This window comes from Mycobacterium bulgaricum, from assembly GCF_041287165.2.
In the GTDB taxonomy this organism is placed as follows: domain Bacteria; phylum Actinomycetota; class Actinomycetes; order Mycobacteriales; family Mycobacteriaceae; genus Mycobacterium; species Mycobacterium bulgaricum.
This window is the reverse complement of the sequence record NZ_JBGGKV020000002.1, coordinates 794,620-808,387: the sequence shown is the minus strand read 5'-3', so window position 1 is coordinate 808,387 and position 13,768 is coordinate 794,620. Positions and strand designations below refer to the sequence as shown.

Below are 13,768 nucleotides of genomic sequence, written 5' to 3'. Positions count from 1 at the left end.
CCCCTAGTCAAGCAGTTTCGGCGGCAGCGTCGGGGAAGGATGCGGGCTCTGCCGGAATGTCTCCAGCGACCCGTTCACCTCGACGATGCCGCACAGCGCGCTCCACGACAGCATCGTCAGGTAGTCGATGAGCTCGTCGGCCGTCATCCGCGGATTCGACATCCACGAGTGGGTGGCCAACTGAACCCCGCCCACGGTGTGGAACGCCCAGGGCTCCGCGCCGCCGCCATCCATCCCGACCGACAGCATCCGCCGCCGCAGCATCACCGCGAGCATGCGCGCGATGATCGCCTCCGAATCGGCGACGGCCTTGCTCTTGCTCGCCGAGTTGTTCGCCATCACGAACCGGTACGGCTCGGGTTCGGCGGCGACGGTCTCCACGTACACACGGATGACCTCGCGGGTGAGGTCGTATCCGTCGAGGTTCGACGACAGCGCCGCTGCCATGTTCGGAATGAGTGTGGTCTGGGCGAAGCGCATCATCACCGCGGTCGTGAGGTCGTTCTTGTCGACGAAGTAGCGGTACAGGACGGTCTTGGAAACACCGATCTCGGCAGCGATCTCGTCCATGCTGACGTTGCTGCCGAGCCGGCGGATGGCGTCCAGCGTGCCGTCCACCAGTTCATTGCGGCGCTCGACCTTGTGCTGGTGCCAGCGCCGTTTGCGTCCATCGGTCTTGACCGCCACGGGCGGGGATTGTTGTGCCACTATCGCGCAGATCCGTTCCCTAAGTCCGTCTTGATAATACGGTGGCCAGCGCTGGCGGGCGGTTCGGACGGCGTCAGGTGAGGCGCACCGGCACCCACATGCCCGCGTAGCGGATGATGGACGCGTGGCACACCGATCTGATGTCGCCGGCCCCCCGCCAGTGGTCCGGGAGACCCGCGAACGCCGGAGCTTCGCCGAGGCGCTCGCCGGGGCCGACTCCGCCGCGGACGCCGAACGGCGGCGCGGACTGCGAAGGATGAAGGTCGTGGCGCTGAGCTTCCTGCTCGGCGCCACCGTCATCTTCCTTTTCTGCACCTGGTGGCAGTCCCACGGCGCTCCGCCATGGGTGGGCTACGTCCGTGCCGCGGCGGAAGCCGGCATGGTCGGTGCGCTGGCGGACTGGTTCGCCGTCACCGCGCTGTTCAAGCACCCGCTCGGCATCCCGATCCCGCACACCGCGATCATCAAACGCAAGAAGGACCAGCTCGGCGAGGGTCTGGGGTCGTTCGTCCGGGAGAACTTCCTGTCGCCGGAGAACGTCGAGACGAAGCTGCGGGACGCGGACGTCGCGAGCCGGACAGGCAAGTGGCTGGCGGAGCCGGTCAACGCCGAACGGGTGGCCGCCGAGGCCGCCACGGTGCTGCGGGTGCTCGTCGAGATGCTGCGTGACGAAGACGTCCAGCAGGTCCTTGACCGCATGATCGTCAAGCGCATCGCCGAGCCGCAGTGGGGCCCGCCGATCGGCCGGGTGCTGACCTCGCTGCTCGCCGAGGGGCGTCAGGAGGCGTTGCTGCAACTGCTCGCCGACCGCGCGTTCCAGTGGTCGCTCGACGCCGACGAGATCATCGAACGTGTCATCGAGCGGGACTCGCCGCAGTGGTCACCGCGCTGGGTGGACCACCTGGTCGGTGACCGCATCCACCGGGAGTTGATGGACTTCACCGACAAGGTGCGCCGCAATCCCGACCACGAGCTGCGCCGTTCGGCGACGAAGTTCCTGTTCGAGTTCGCCGACGACCTGCAGAACGACGACGCGACGATCCAGAAGGCCGAGAACGTCAAAGAGCAGATCATGGCTCGCGACGAGGTCACGAAGGCCGCCGAGACTGCGTGGACCGCGGCCAAGCGCATCATCCTGGAGTCGGTCGACGATCCGTCGTCGACGCTGCGGGCCCGCATCGCCGACACCGTCATCCGTATCGGGGAGTCGCTGCGCGACGACCCCGACCTGCGGGACAAGGTCGACAACTGGATCATCCGCGGCGCGAACCATCTCGTCGGCGAATATGGGGCGGAGATCACAACGATCATCACCGACACCATCGAGCGTTGGGACGCCGACGAGGCCAGCCGTCGCATCGAACTCCATGTGGGCCGTGACCTGCAGTTCATACGCATCAACGGCACCGTTGTCGGTTCGCTTGCCGGCCTGGTCATCTATTCGATAGCTCAGCTACTCTTCTGACCTGCGCTAACGAGTGCTTGCAAAAGTTAGCACCCCGTCGTACGGTGGATTTGTCGGTACCCACACGGATAACCACCGAACGAAGGGGCAACCCATGCCGCAGGATGAAAATCTTGCCGCTGTCGTGTCCAGTGCTGCACAGGACATCGGCTCGTTCATCCGGTCCCAGCGCGAAGCCGCGCAGGTATCGGTGAGGCAGTTGGCCGAGAAGGCGGGCGTGTCCAACCCGTATCTCAGCCAGATCGAGCGGGGTCTGCGGAAGCCATCCGCGGATGTGCTCAACCAGATCGCCAAGGCACTCAGGGTGTCCGCCGAAGTGCTCTACATCAGGGCGGGAATCCTCGAGCCGAGCGAGACCAACGAGGTCCGCGACGCCATTGTCACCGACGTGGCGATCAACGAGCGGCAGAAGCAGGTGCTGCTCGACATCTACACATCGTTCTGTCAGCAGAACGAGGCCGCCCTGGCCGAAGCTGCAGATGAGGAGCCCACACCTGACGAAGCCAAGATCCCGCTAGAGATCTCACAGACCCCGCAATCAATCACAGAACTCAATCCTGAGAAGGAAGGAAGCCGCCATGGCTGAGACCAAGAACAACCAGCTCGACATCGACGACCTGAAGGCCCCGCTGCTCGCGGCTGTGGGTGCTGCCGACCTGGCGCTCGAGCGCGTCAACGAAATCGTCGCCACCCTCCGCGAGCGTGCCGGTGAGGCCCGTACCGACGCCGAGAGCCGCGTCGAGGAGAGCCGTGCCCGGGTCGCCAAGCTGCAGGAAGATCTGCCTGCCCAGTTCGACGACATCCGCGGCAAGCTGACCTCCGATGAGCTGCGCAAGTTCGCCGAGGGCTACGCCGAGTCGGCGCAGACCGCCTACACGAAGCTGATCGAGCGCGGCGAGGCCGCCCTCGAGCGTCTGCGCAGCCAGCCCGCCCTGGAAGAGGCTGCCAGCCGTGTCGAGGAGTACACCGACCAGGCCGTCGAGCTGACCCAGGAAGCCTTGGGCAACGTTGCATCGCAGACCCGCGCGGTCGGCGAGCGCGCCGCCAAGCTGGTCGGCGTCGAGCTGCCCAAGAAGACCGAGTCGGCCGCCGCTCCGGTCAAGAAGGCCGCCGAGAAGGCTCCGGCCAAGAAGGCGCCGGCCAAGAAGGCTGCCCCGGCCAAGGCCACCCCGACTGCGGCTGCGAAGACCACCGCGTCCACCCCGGCCAAGAAGGCACCCGCCAAGAAGGCGCCCGCCAAGAAGGTCACCCAGAAGTAATCCCGCCTCGCGCCGAGCGAGTCGAAAAGGGGACGTAACCCGCCTAGGCTGTGAGCGTGGAGCTCCAAGGTCTTGTGAGTTACGTCCTCTTTGCGTTGCAGGTTGCCGTGCTGGTCGCGTCGGTCTATGCGTTCGTGCACGCCGCGATGCAGCGACCCGACGCCTACACCGCGGCTGAGAAGCTGACCAAGCCGGTCTGGCTGGTGATCCTGGGCGTCGGCACGCTGCTGGCCCTCGTGCTCGGCATCACCGGCGTCGCGATCGCCGCCGTCGCGGCAGGTGTCTACCTCGTCGACGTCCGGCCCAAGATCCTGGAGATCCAAGGGAAGTCGCGCTAGTGCGCGTCACCCTGATCCTGGCTGCTGTGGCGAGCGCCCTCGCGTTGGCGCCCGCGGCATCGGCGAGCCCGACCGGCCCGCCCTACGTCGACCACGTCGAATGGTCGAAGTGGGGCGATCTTTCGAGCCTGCGCGTGTATCCGACCCCGTCGGCGCGCGCCTCCGCGGGACACGCAGGCACGGAACCGATGGCGGCGCTGGCATGGCAAGAGGTGCTCGCGCTGTCGCCGGACGCCGCGATCCCGGGCATGGAAGAACAGTTTATGTGCCACTGGAACTTCGCGGAGTTCGTGGAGCCAGGCAAGGTGAGCTGGAACCTGGAGCCGTGGCGTCCCGAGGTCGACTACAACGAGATGATCGCCACCCGCTGCAATCCGGGCGGCACCGAAGAGCCCTTCTGATGGGCTCCTACACGCGCGCCCAGGTGGCCGCGCTGGTCGACCACACGCTGCTCAAACCCGAGGCGACCGAGGCCGATATCGCTCTGTTGCTCAAGGATGCGATCGAACTCGACGTGTACGCGGTGTGCGTGTCCCCGACGATGGTCGCGGCTGCCGCCGCGCTCAGCGAGAACAGGCTCGTCATCGCGTCCGTCGTCGGATTCCCGTCGGGTAAACATTTTTCGGCGGTGAAGGCCGAGGAGGCCAGGCTTGCCGCGCAGCGGGGCGCCACCGAGATCGACATGGTCATCGACGTCGGTGCCGCACTCGCCGGCGAACTCGACGCTGTGGGTGCCGACATCGCCGCCGTGCGGCAGGCCGCCCCGCAGACGGTGCTCAAGGTGATCGTGGAATCAGCGGCGCTGCTGCAGTTCAGTGGCCCGCCGATTCTTGTCGATGTCTGCCGGGTCGCCGAGGCTGCGGGCGCGGACTTCGTCAAGACCTCCACGGGTTTTCACCCCAGCGGCGGTGCGTCACCCCACGCGGTCGATTTGATGGCAGGCACCGTTGACGGCCGCCTCGGCGTCAAGGCCAGCGGCGGAATCCGTTCCGCCGCAGACGCAGTCGCAATGCTCGACGCCGGCGCCACGCGGCTGGGACTGTCCGGCACGCGCGCGGTGCTCGACGGTCTCGGCGCCTAGAGAGTCGCGAAGCAGGGGTCCTGCTCGCCCTTCGGGATCGTCGCGTTCTGTGTCGAGAACCGGCTCACCACACCGCTGTCGGTGACCTCGACCGAATCCGCCTTGATGTCCATCGGGTAGTCCTGGGTCAGCTCTGCGGTGAATGCGTCCAGCGCAGGCTGCACCGCTTCCCGCGGCAGGGTGAAGCCGAGCCCGGTGACCTGCTGCACCTGCAGCGAGAGACCGCCGTTGACGACCTCGGGCTTCGCGGTGATGCTGCCGAGCGCACCTTCGAGTTCGATGGTGCCGTCGTCGGCATTGGTGGTGACGCCGTTGACGAAACTGCCCACCAGCGGAATGGCACCCTGAATCGTCTCTTTGATGCCTTCGGCACTCCAGCTGATGTTGGCGACCAGCGAGCCGATGGAGCCACTGGACGTCGCGGTGTCCTCGATGCGGACGTCGTCGATCTCGAGGTCGACCTTCATGCCCTTGGCGTCGCGGATCTGATTGCCCGCCGTCTCGATCCGGATGTTCGTGTAGTGACCCGACATGTGCTGAAGGAGGAACGGCGGCATCACCCCGAAGGAGGCCGTCGCGTCGTCCTGGACCACGCACTCCACGGTGCCGGCGACAACGGTGTCGGCGCGGTTGCGCGCGTAGAGTTCGCCGCCCAGCAGGCCGGCGAACACCAGCGCCAGCACGATGACCACGACGAGCACGATCGAGATCGGGTCGCTGAAGATCCGCTTCAGCTTCGCTCCGGCTGACGCGTCTTCCTCGGCGGGGGCCGGCCGGTAGCCGGGGTCCTGCGGGAACTGCCCCGGCGCAGGGCCGGGCGGTTGCGGCGGAGGGGCCCAGGGATCACTCACCCCAGCGATTGTGCCCTACGGGGTTGAGCTGCTCCTGAGCGGTTCTGCATCACCGCAACGGTCTTGCGAGCCTTGCGCGCCGCATCCAGGTCGACATCGCACACCAGAAGTTCGGGATCCTCACCGGCGGCGACCAGGACTTCACCGAGGGCAGACGCGACGACGCTACCGCCCACGCCGGTGGGGCCGAGCGCAGCGACCTCATCGCCGGGATAGGCCTGGCCGACGGCGGCGACGACGCTGTTGGTGTCGATCGCGCGCGCCCTGGCCAGCAGCGTCCACTGGTCGAGCTTGCCGGGGCCCGTCCCCCAGGAGGCGTGCGCGGTGATCAACTCGGCACCCTGCTCGGCCAGCTCGACGTACAGCTCCGGAAAACGGATGTCATAGCAGAGCGTCAGCCCGACCTTCACACCATCGACGGTGATGACCACGGGTTCCTGGCCTGCGGCCACCGTCTTGGACTCGGTGAACCCGAAGGCGTCGTAGAGGTGGATCTTGTCGTAGCGGGCCTCCACCCCGGGGCCCGTGGCGATCAGCGTGTTGAAGGCGCGCCCGTCGTCCGAGGGGACGAACATGCCCGCGACCACCACGATGCCCGCTCGCGCCGCGATGTCGCGCACCGCCGTCGCCCAGGGGCCGTCGAACGGTTCGGCGACACCGCCGAGCGGAACGCCGAAGCGGACCATCGTCGCCTCCGGGAAGAGTACGAGCGACGCACCCGCTTCGGCGGCCTGCCTGGTGTAGTCCTCGACCAGACCGAGGTTCACCGTCGGATCGGTACTGCTGCGGATCTGAGCCAGCGCGATACGCATGGCTGCCAGCCTAGATCGCTATCCGAGGAGCCAGTCGTTGGGCGAGAACAGCTCGCAGTGCACACGGTCGGCGGGGAGCCCCCGTCCGATCAGTTGCGGACGCACCGCCTGCACGAAGCCGTCCGCGCCACAGACGTAGACGTGCGCGTCCTGCGGGATGTCGAGACCGTCGAGGCACATGCGGCCGGCGTGCACCCGGGGATCACCGGCGGTGAGTCCGTCCTCGTACCAGATGGTCAGCGACGCGTTGGGCAGCGTGTCGACGAGTTCACGCTGGCGCTCCCGCAGCGGGTGGGCGGTGTCGGACCGGTCGGCGTGCAGTGCCAGCACCGGCGTCTCGGGCGCTGTCGCAGCCAGATACTCCAGGAAGCTGATCATCGGGGTGATGCCGATGCCGGCGGACACCAGCACCACCGGCACCTGCGGACCCGGTGTGGGCAGGTCGCCGAACGGGACGGTGACGTCGAGCAGATCGCCGACGCGCAGGTTCGTGCGGATCCACTCCGACACCTCTCCTGCCGGCTTCACCGCGAAGGTCAGGTCCGCCCCGGGCGCGTTCACCAAGCTGTACTGCCGTAGCTGACGGGCTCCGTCCGGCAGGGTCACACCCACCGAAACATATTGTCCGGGGGTGCCTTTCGGATCAGCGGCGCCTGCCACTGTCACCAGCACCGCACCCGAGGGGTCGTCGACCCGACGGGAGACGCGCAGGCGCCGGTAGACGTCACCGTCGGCGGTCCCGGCGTCGGCGTAGAGGTCGCGTTCGAGCGCGATCAGCGTGTCCGCCATGATCCAGTACACCCTGTCCCACGCGGTGGCGACGTCCTCGGTGACGGTATCGGCGCCCAGGATTTCGACGATCGCGGCGAACAGGTGCTCGTGGACGATCGGGTACTGGTCGGCGGTGACTCCCAGCGACGCGTGTTTGTGCCCGATCCGCGACAGCAGATCGGCGGGGTGCGGCAGGTCCGGATCGACCAGGTGGGTCGCAAAGGTGGCGACGGCCGCGGCCAGCGCCCGCTGCTGTGCGCCCTGGGCCTGGTTGCCGCGATTGAACAGGTTGCGCAACAGCTCGGGGTGAGCCTCGAACATCCGGCGGTAGAACTCGGTGGTGATCTCGTCGATGTGCGCACCCACCAACGGCAGTGTCGCCGAGATGATCTCGGCCTGATCCTGTGTCAGGCCCTCGCGGGTGGTGATGGCGTTCATCGACTGATCCTTTCTGGTGGTGATATCTGAAGGAGTGGAAGCGCAGAGCTGCGCACCAAATCTGCGATGGTGTGGCGATCGAGTTCGGCGTAGAACGCCTCTTTGGCCTCGGCCAGCGCGCGGCGCAGCCGGCAGCCGGCAATCAGCGGGCACGTGCCCTGCCCCTGACAGTCGATGACCTCGCGGTCGCCCTCGAGTTCGCGCACCAGCCAACCGATGGACGCTGTGCGGCCGGCATCGGTCAGCGCGAGCCCACCGACGCGTCCGCGGCGGGCGTGGACCAGTCCGAGGTCGACGAGCCGGGACACCGCCTTGGCGATGTGGTGCTCGGAAGCGCCTGCGCCGGCGGCGATCTGGCGGGTGGTGACCCGCTGTTCGTCGTTCTCGCCTGCGGCCAGCAACATCATCGCCCGCAGTCCCAGATCGGTGAATCGGGTGAGCTGCATGACTTGAAGCTACTAATTGCGCATCCCAGATGCGACTTTTCGGGGTGTGCCGTCAAACACGCCGCGACGTGCGGTTTTTACACCTGCGGTTACGGGCCCCAGGCAGGCCGGTTCGCCTTGGCGGCCTTCTTGCCGAGCTTGCCCGACCGCACCTGTGCCGCGAGGCTGTCGAGAATCACTCGCGAACTCATCAGGGCGGTCTGCTCGGCCCAGTCGTAGGGCGGCGAGCATTCGACGACCTCGATGCCGGCCAGGCCGGGCTCGGAGATCATCTTCACCAGGTTCAGCGCCTCGCGCGGCAGCAGGCCACCCGGTTCGGGCCAGCCGGTGCCCGGCACGAAACCGGCGTCGATGACGTCGATGTCGAACGACAGGTACACGGCTTTGGCGCCCTTCCAAGCGATCTCAAGTGCCGTCTCCGCGATCTTCTCGATCCCGACCCTTTCGACGTCGCCGACCGTGATGACCGTCGACTTGCGTTCGCGACCCACCTTCACGCCCTCGCGCGGGCTCTGCCAGCCCCCGATGCCGATCTGCACCAGGTTGGTCGCGGGTGCGTTCTTGATGTTGGTGGCGTGGAACCACGGTGTGGTGTGCATCCGCTCGTCGAGGTCGGTCTCCTGTGTGTCGACGTGCCGGTCGAAGTGGATGATGCCGATGTTGCCGTCCATGTACGGCGCCAGACCGCGGATGGTGGGGAAGCCGATCGAGTGGTCGCCGCCCAGCACGATCGGCATGACGCCCTTTTGCGCGACGTGAGCCATCGCGGTGCTGATCTGGTCGAACGACTTCTCCAGATTGCCGGGGATCGTGAACACGTCGCCGATGTCGACCATGTTCAGCTGCTCGCGCAGATCGACACCGGACTCGTAGTTGTAGGTGCCGAACAGGTTGGTGGACCGTCGGATGCCCTGCGGGCCGAATCGGGTACCGGGCCGGTAGGTCGCGCCGGCATCCAGCGGGACACCGAAGATCGCGACCTCGGCGTCGTCGACCTCGTTCACGTCTTCGATGAACGGACATTTGAGGAACGTGCCGCGCTCGCCGGCGAAGTGGGGCTTCTCGCCGCGGACGAACGTCGAGATCGTCCTGTCGTTGATGGTCGGGGCGGCCTCGAGGCCGTAGCTCAGGCCGCGGTCGATCTCCTCGCGCAGGCGACGGTCACCGAGGTTGGCCTCGACCTGTTGGGCCCAGGCGCCTTCGGCGTTCGGCAGGGACGGGTCGGGGGCCGGAAAACCGGACGGCTCGGACATGAGTTCTCCTCAACGCGCCGTCTTGTCGCTGACCGGGTACGACGCACCTCGTCCGGGGCGCGGTGATGTCACGGCGCCTGACGTCATTGTTGGCACGTCGGTGAATTCCTGTCCAGCGGTGGAAGAAACGCACCGTTTACACGCGGCGCGACATCACGAAACACACCAGGTCTTTCCTAGGGGAGACCCACCCAAAGAACCAGGGTGGGGCGCGTCTAGGGTTCCGCCGGCTGTGTGCATTCATGGCCGGGCCTGGTCCGAGAGACGCAGGCGGCCGGCATAGGAGCCCGGGCGTTCCACGGCGGGACAAAAGCCCGGGAGACTCCATCTCTATCGGGAGGCTCCCCACCATGATTCTTCTCGGGGTGGCGATAAGCATCGCCGCAGTCGTGGCCGTCGGCTTCTATGTGTCAAGAAGGATCGAGGGCGACAGCTCCAATTTCCTTGTCGGCGGCCGCATGTTGCCCTTCTGGCTCGTCGGTGGTGCCCTGATGGGCGCGGCGGTCGACACCAACGCGACGCTCGGCAACACCGACCTCGCTTTCGAGTTCGGCTTCTGGGCCGGCGCCTGTCTGCCCCTCGGACTGGCGTTGTGCCTGACGATTACCGGCATCTTCTTCGCCAAGCCGATGAACCGGATGGGACTGACGTCGTTCCCCGACTACTACCGGCTGCGATTCGGCCGTTCGGTGGAGGTCGGCGCCTCCGTGCTGCTGGCCATCGCGTTCTGCATGCTCGTCGCAGGCAACCTGGTCGCGGGCGGTCTGCTGTTCAACTACTTCCTCGGCATGCCCTACTGGCTCGGGGTGCTGCTGATCGCCGCGATCGCGGTGGCCTACACCGGGACGGGCGGGCTCATCGCCGACGCGTACACCGCGATCATCCAGATGGGCCTGATCCTCGCCGGGGCGATCGGTCTGTTCGTCTGGATGACGACCACCCACGGACTCGACATTGCCGAGGGCACAGGGCCTTTCGCACTGGGTCAGCTCTCCGACCCTGCGCAGGGCGCGGTCATCAACTGGGCGACGCTGATCGCGCTCGGCATCGGTGACATCGTCGCCATCGACTTCATGGCCCGGGTGTTCTCGGCGAAATCTCCCGAAGCTGCCCGCAAGGCGTGCTTCACCGCGGCCGCAGGCACGGTGACGATCTGCGTCCCGTTCGGGCTGGTGGTGCTCGCCGCGCATTCGTTCATGCCCGAGGAACTCGACGGCCCTGTGCTTTTCGTGCTGCTGGACCAGTACGCCCCGGTCGGGCTGACGGTGCTCGTGCTGTGTGGTCTGGTCGGCGCGTCGATGTCCACCGCCAACGGAGCGATCCTGGCGATCTCGAACGTGTGCGTGCGCAACCTCGGTGGCGTGCGACGGGTACACGTGCCCGGCCAGCGGGACCCGCTGCTGCGCGCCACCCGCATCGCGATGGTGCCGATGACACTGTTCTCGATCCTGTTCGCGATCTACGTCCAGCAGACCGGGATCCTGCTGACGCTGGCCTTCGACCTGATGCTGGCCTGCCTGACGGTGCCGTTCATCCTCGGGCTCGTGTGGCGACGAGGAACCACCACGGCCGCGATCGCCGCGATCGCCGTCGGTTTCGTCGTCCGGCTCGGGTTGTTCGTGATGACGCCGACGATGTTCGGTGTCGAGAACACCATCCTCTACATCCCCAACGACGTCATCGGCGCCTCGTTCGACGGCTGGCCGACGTTCATCGCGTTCGCCGCAGGCCTTCTCACCTATGTGGCGGTGTCGCTGGCCACGCCGCCTGCGCACATGCGGGGGCTCGACATCCAGGTGGCTCAGGACCTCGACGACGTGCTCGACGACCCCGACCGGTTCGAAGACAAGGACGTCGTTCCGGCGAAGGTGCCCGCACAAGCGACGTGACCCGGAGGTGCTCACCCGTGGGGTGCGACGGCCTCCCACGGCACCGTGAGCACGCCGTCGCGCAGGCTCTTTCGCGGCATGGACACCGGAAATCCCTCGCCGACAAGCAGTTCCATCATCGCCCGCCAGCGGATTCGCGGCCCGAACACGCCGTGTCCGGCGACGCTGGCCCACGCCCGGTCCGCGGCGCGCAGCAGGGTGTGAATCGGTTGCCCTTCGACGTTGTGATGGATCAGCACCTTGGGGAGGCGTTCGGCGAGATCGGAGGGTCTCTCGATCGCGAACGGATCACACGCCAGGGTCAGGCTCACCGGCGCCGTCGCGTCGAGCAGCACCCAGCAGCACAGCCGGCCCAGCTCGTCGCAGGTGCCGTCGACGATCAAGCCGCCGGCGGACACCCCTTCCCGCATCGCGGCCCAGGCGTCGTGTACCGCCTCGGCCGGGTACTGGCGCAGAACGTTGAAGGCCCGCACCAGAACTGGCCGGTGGCCCGCCAACTCGAAACCGCCGAGGGCGAATTCGACACCGGGGGCGGCCCCGTTCTGCACGGCGGCCTGACCGGCCCGCACCCGCTCGGGTTCGATCTCCAACCCGATCACCCGCACATCGCGGCGCACCTCGCGCAACCGCACCGCCAGTTCCAATGTCGTGACGGGCTTGGCTCCGTAACCCAGGTCGACGACGAGCGGATCGGGGGAGGCTTGCAGGGCGGTGCGCACGCGTGAGGAGTGCACCAGCCAGCGGTCGCTGCGGCGCAGACGGTTGTGGCCCGTGGTGCCCCGCGTCACCTGTCCGAGGGGCTGCGCACGCGAGGAGCATGGGGTGCCCTGCGCCATGGCTCGATGGTAGAGACCGGGTCAGCTGTTCTCGGTGATCCACACCGTGGTGAAGCGTTGTTCTGCCGTCAACAGGTACAGCAGCTGGCTGCCGATGAAGTTCTCGATCTTGCCGCCGACCAGTGGCACCCGCACCTCGACAGTGGCCTTGAACGCCATCTTCGAGGCGATCCCGCCGCGGGCGTCGACCACCGACGACAGCACCGCGTCGCCGGTCAGCGTGGCGGGAGCCCCGGGGATCGAGCCGCGCACCACCGCTGTGGCCCGCCGATCGGCCACCGGCGTCCAGGTCTCCTCCCGGACGAAACTGAGGTCTCCGCGGTGGAACTGCGTGACGACCGCGGGCAGCCGGTCGGCGCGCAGTGTCTGGGTGGTCCTGACGTGGATGCCGCCCGCGTCGTCGACGACCATCTCGTCGAGGGTGGCAGTGTCGGCGCCGGAACCGTCGAGCCGCACCAGCCAGTACTCCTCGTCGCTGAACGCCTTGTGCACCTGCTCGACCGTGCCCTCATATTCGGCGGCCATGTCGAATGAACGCGGCATAGCTGGCCACGCTACCGTTACCGCCCGTGGGCACTTCGTTGTTGGGCGGCGTGCCGTTTGCCCAGAACGTGCCGCTGGCACCGCTGACGACATTGCGTGTGGGACCGGTCGCCGCGCGTCTGGCCACCTGCGACACCACCGAGCAGGTCATCGACGCAGTTCTGGCCGCCGGGCCCGAGGCGCTCGTCCTGGCAGGCGGCTCCAACGTCGTACTGGCCGACGATTTGGCGGGCCTCACCGTCGTCCGGCTCGCCAACACCGGCATCACCGTCGACGGGTCCCTGCTGCGGGCCGAGGCGGGAGCAGTGTGGGACGACGTCGTCGCCGCGTCGCTGGAGCACGGGCTCGGCGGGCTGGAGTGCCTGTCGGGCATCCCCGGGTCGACCGGGGCGACACCCGTGCAGAACGTCGGCGCATACGGCGCGGAGGTCGCCGACACGATCCGGCGGGTGCGGTTGCTCGACCGGGCCACCGGGCAGGACCGCTGGGTGACCCCCGAAGTTCTCCGGTTCGGTTATCGCACAAGCATTTTGAAGCACTCGCGGGCCTGGGTGGTGCTGGAGGTGGAATTCGAACTCGACTCCGCGGGGCGCAGCGCTCCGCTGCGGTACGGCGAACTCGCCTCCGCGCTGAACGCGCGGGCGGGGGAGCGCGCCGATCCGGCGGAGGTCCGGGCGACGGTATTGGCGCTGCGTGCTCGCAAGGGCATGGTGCTCGACGGCGCAGATCACGACACCTGGAGCGTCGGGTCGTTCTTCACCAACCCCGTCGTCACCCGCGCCGAGTTCGAGCGCCTCGACGAGGCCGTCGACGGTCCCGTCCCGAACTATCCGGCCGACGACGGCGTGAAGCTTGCTGCGGGTTGGCTGGTCGAACAAGCCGGATTCCGAAAGGGATATCCGGATGGTGAAGCGCCCGCGCGGTTGTCCACCAAGCACGCCCTGGCGCTGACCAACCGCGGCGCGGCGACGTCATCGGACGTGATCGCCCTGGCCAGGACGGTGCGCGACGGCGTCAAGACGGCTTTCGGGATCGAACTCACACCCGAGCCGGTTCTGGTTGGGTGCTCTCTCTAGGT

16 protein-coding genes and 2 riboswitches are annotated in these 13,768 nt (G+C 67.4%); of the genes, 8 read left to right on the top strand and 8 right to left on the bottom strand.

The window, feature by feature from the left end; translation table 11 throughout:
- Nucleotides 1-3: 3 nt before the first annotated feature.
- Nucleotides 4-708 (bottom strand): TetR/AcrR family transcriptional regulator, encoded by a 705-nt coding sequence (locus ACAG24_RS10540; RefSeq protein WP_370471887.1) that lies wholly within the window; start codon nucleotides 706-708, stop codon nucleotides 4-6.
- Between the two features lie 124 nt (nucleotides 709-832).
- Here ACAG24_RS10540 and ACAG24_RS10535 point away from each other — a divergent pair, with 124 nt between their 5' ends.
- The 6 genes from ACAG24_RS10535 to deoC all read left to right on the top strand — a co-directional run bounded on the left by ACAG24_RS10535 (nucleotide 833) and on the right by deoC (nucleotide 4,851).
- Nucleotides 833-2,173, top strand: coding sequence for a DUF445 domain-containing protein (locus ACAG24_RS10535; protein WP_370471888.1), 1,341 nt, complete (start codon nucleotides 833-835; stop codon nucleotides 2,171-2,173).
- Nucleotides 2,174-2,267: 94 nt separating this feature from the next.
- Entirely contained in the window at nucleotides 2,268-2,759 is a 492-nt protein-coding gene (locus ACAG24_RS10530) for a helix-turn-helix domain-containing protein (protein ID WP_370471889.1), read from the top strand.
- A complete protein-coding gene (locus ACAG24_RS10525) occupies nucleotides 2,752-3,432 on the top strand; it encodes a heparin-binding hemagglutinin (protein WP_370471890.1) in 681 nt (226 codons plus the stop codon). Before ACAG24_RS10530 ends, ACAG24_RS10525 begins: the two co-directional genes overlap by 8 nt.
- Before the next feature lie 56 nt (nucleotides 3,433-3,488).
- Entirely contained in the window at nucleotides 3,489-3,770 is a 282-nt protein-coding gene (locus ACAG24_RS10520) for a DUF2516 family protein (protein ID WP_370471891.1), read from the top strand.
- Nucleotides 3,770-4,171 (top strand): DUF2599 domain-containing protein, encoded by a 402-nt coding sequence (locus tag ACAG24_RS10515; RefSeq protein WP_370471892.1) that lies wholly within the window; start codon nucleotides 3,770-3,772, stop codon nucleotides 4,169-4,171. Before ACAG24_RS10520 ends, ACAG24_RS10515 begins: the two co-directional genes overlap by 1 nt.
- Nucleotides 4,171-4,851 carry a deoxyribose-phosphate aldolase gene (gene deoC, locus ACAG24_RS10510; RefSeq protein WP_370471893.1) on the top strand — a complete coding sequence of 227 codons (681 nt, stop codon included), beginning with the start codon at nucleotides 4,171-4,173 and terminating at the stop codon, nucleotides 4,849-4,851. Before ACAG24_RS10515 ends, deoC begins: the two co-directional genes overlap by 1 nt.
- Here deoC and ACAG24_RS10505 read toward each other — a convergent pair.
- The 5 genes from ACAG24_RS10505 to ACAG24_RS10485 form a co-directional block, all read right to left on the bottom strand.
- Nucleotides 4,848-5,702: an LmeA family phospholipid-binding protein gene (locus ACAG24_RS10505; RefSeq protein ID WP_370471894.1), complete on the bottom strand. Its 855-nt coding sequence runs from the start codon at nucleotides 5,700-5,702 to the stop codon at nucleotides 4,848-4,850. The two genes, deoC and ACAG24_RS10505, sit on opposite strands and share 4 nt — an antisense overlap.
- Nucleotides 5,699-6,514 carry a carbon-nitrogen hydrolase family protein gene (locus tag ACAG24_RS10500; protein WP_370471895.1) on the bottom strand — a complete coding sequence of 272 codons (816 nt, stop codon included), beginning with the start codon at nucleotides 6,512-6,514 and terminating at the stop codon, nucleotides 5,699-5,701. The genes ACAG24_RS10505 and ACAG24_RS10500 overlap by 4 nt, the downstream gene beginning before the upstream one ends.
- A gap of 18 nt (nucleotides 6,515-6,532) precedes the next feature.
- Nucleotides 6,533-7,723 carry a globin domain-containing protein gene (locus ACAG24_RS10495; protein WP_370471896.1) on the bottom strand — a complete coding sequence of 397 codons (1,191 nt, stop codon included), beginning with the start codon at nucleotides 7,721-7,723 and terminating at the stop codon, nucleotides 6,533-6,535.
- On the bottom strand, nucleotides 7,720-8,169 hold the full coding sequence (locus tag ACAG24_RS10490; RefSeq protein WP_370471897.1) for an RrF2 family transcriptional regulator: 450 nt from the start codon (nucleotides 8,167-8,169) through the stop codon (nucleotides 7,720-7,722). The genes ACAG24_RS10495 and ACAG24_RS10490 overlap by 4 nt, the downstream gene beginning before the upstream one ends.
- A gap of 89 nt (nucleotides 8,170-8,258) precedes the next feature.
- Nucleotides 8,259-9,422: an agmatinase family protein gene (locus ACAG24_RS10485; protein WP_370471898.1), complete on the bottom strand. Its 1,164-nt coding sequence runs from the start codon at nucleotides 9,420-9,422 to the stop codon at nucleotides 8,259-8,261.
- An 11-nt stretch (nucleotides 9,423-9,433) separates the two neighbouring features.
- A riboswitch (guanidine-III (ykkC-III) riboswitch) is annotated at nucleotides 9,434-9,500 on the bottom strand.
- A gap of 126 nt (nucleotides 9,501-9,626) precedes the next feature.
- A riboswitch (guanidine-I (ykkC/yxkD leader) is annotated at nucleotides 9,627-9,745 on the top strand.
- A gap of 27 nt (nucleotides 9,746-9,772) precedes the next feature.
- On the opposite strand from ACAG24_RS10485, the gene ACAG24_RS10480 reads away from it, so the two are divergent.
- A complete protein-coding gene (locus tag ACAG24_RS10480; protein ID WP_370471899.1) occupies nucleotides 9,773-11,311 on the top strand; it encodes a high affinity choline transporter 1 in 1,539 nt (512 codons plus the stop codon).
- Nucleotides 11,312-11,322: 11 nt separating this feature from the next.
- Here ACAG24_RS10480 and ACAG24_RS10475 read toward each other — a convergent pair whose 3' ends face one another.
- Both ACAG24_RS10475 and ACAG24_RS10470 read right to left on the bottom strand, forming a co-directional pair.
- Nucleotides 11,323-12,147 carry a class I SAM-dependent methyltransferase gene (locus ACAG24_RS10475; RefSeq protein WP_370471900.1) on the bottom strand — a complete coding sequence of 275 codons (825 nt, stop codon included), beginning with the start codon at nucleotides 12,145-12,147 and terminating at the stop codon, nucleotides 11,323-11,325.
- A gap of 21 nt (nucleotides 12,148-12,168) precedes the next feature.
- Entirely contained in the window at nucleotides 12,169-12,690 is a 522-nt protein-coding gene (locus tag ACAG24_RS10470; protein WP_370471901.1) for a DUF2505 domain-containing protein, read from the bottom strand.
- A 26-nt stretch (nucleotides 12,691-12,716) separates the two neighbouring features.
- Between ACAG24_RS10470 and ACAG24_RS10465 the strand changes: the two genes are divergently transcribed.
- Nucleotides 12,717-13,766, top strand: a complete 1,050-nt coding sequence (locus ACAG24_RS10465) for a UDP-N-acetylmuramate dehydrogenase (protein WP_370471902.1) — start codon at nucleotides 12,717-12,719, stop codon at nucleotides 13,764-13,766.
- Nucleotides 13,767-13,768: the final 2 nt, after the last annotated feature.

What these genes read in the sequence shown, in the direction of transcription:
- ACAG24_RS10475 (WP_370471900.1), bottom strand. Translation starts at nt 12,147, where the DNA reads ATGGCGCAGGGCACCCCATGCTCCTCGCGTGCGCAGCCCCTCGGACAG.
- ACAG24_RS10525 (WP_370471890.1), top strand. Translation starts at nt 2,752, where the DNA reads ATGGCTGAGACCAAGAACAACCAGCTCGACATCGACGACCTGAAGGCC.
- ACAG24_RS10500 (WP_370471895.1), bottom strand. Translation starts at nt 6,514, where the DNA reads ATGCGTATCGCGCTGGCTCAGATCCGCAGCAGTACCGATCCGACGGTG.
- ACAG24_RS10490 (WP_370471897.1), bottom strand. Translation starts at nt 8,169, where the DNA reads ATGCAGCTCACCCGATTCACCGATCTGGGACTGCGGGCGATGATGTTG.
- deoC (WP_370471893.1), top strand. Translation starts at nt 4,171, where the DNA reads ATGGGCTCCTACACGCGCGCCCAGGTGGCCGCGCTGGTCGACCACACG.
- ACAG24_RS10470 (WP_370471901.1), bottom strand. Translation starts at nt 12,690, where the DNA reads ATGCCGCGTTCATTCGACATGGCCGCCGAATATGAGGGCACGGTCGAG.
- ACAG24_RS10485 (WP_370471898.1), bottom strand. Translation starts at nt 9,422, where the DNA reads ATGTCCGAGCCGTCCGGTTTTCCGGCCCCCGACCCGTCCCTGCCGAAC.
- ACAG24_RS10480 (WP_370471899.1), top strand. Translation starts at nt 9,773, where the DNA reads ATGATTCTTCTCGGGGTGGCGATAAGCATCGCCGCAGTCGTGGCCGTC.
- ACAG24_RS10495 (WP_370471896.1), bottom strand. Translation starts at nt 7,723, where the DNA reads ATGAACGCCATCACCACCCGCGAGGGCCTGACACAGGATCAGGCCGAG.
- ACAG24_RS10530 (WP_370471889.1), top strand. Translation starts at nt 2,268, where the DNA reads ATGCCGCAGGATGAAAATCTTGCCGCTGTCGTGTCCAGTGCTGCACAG.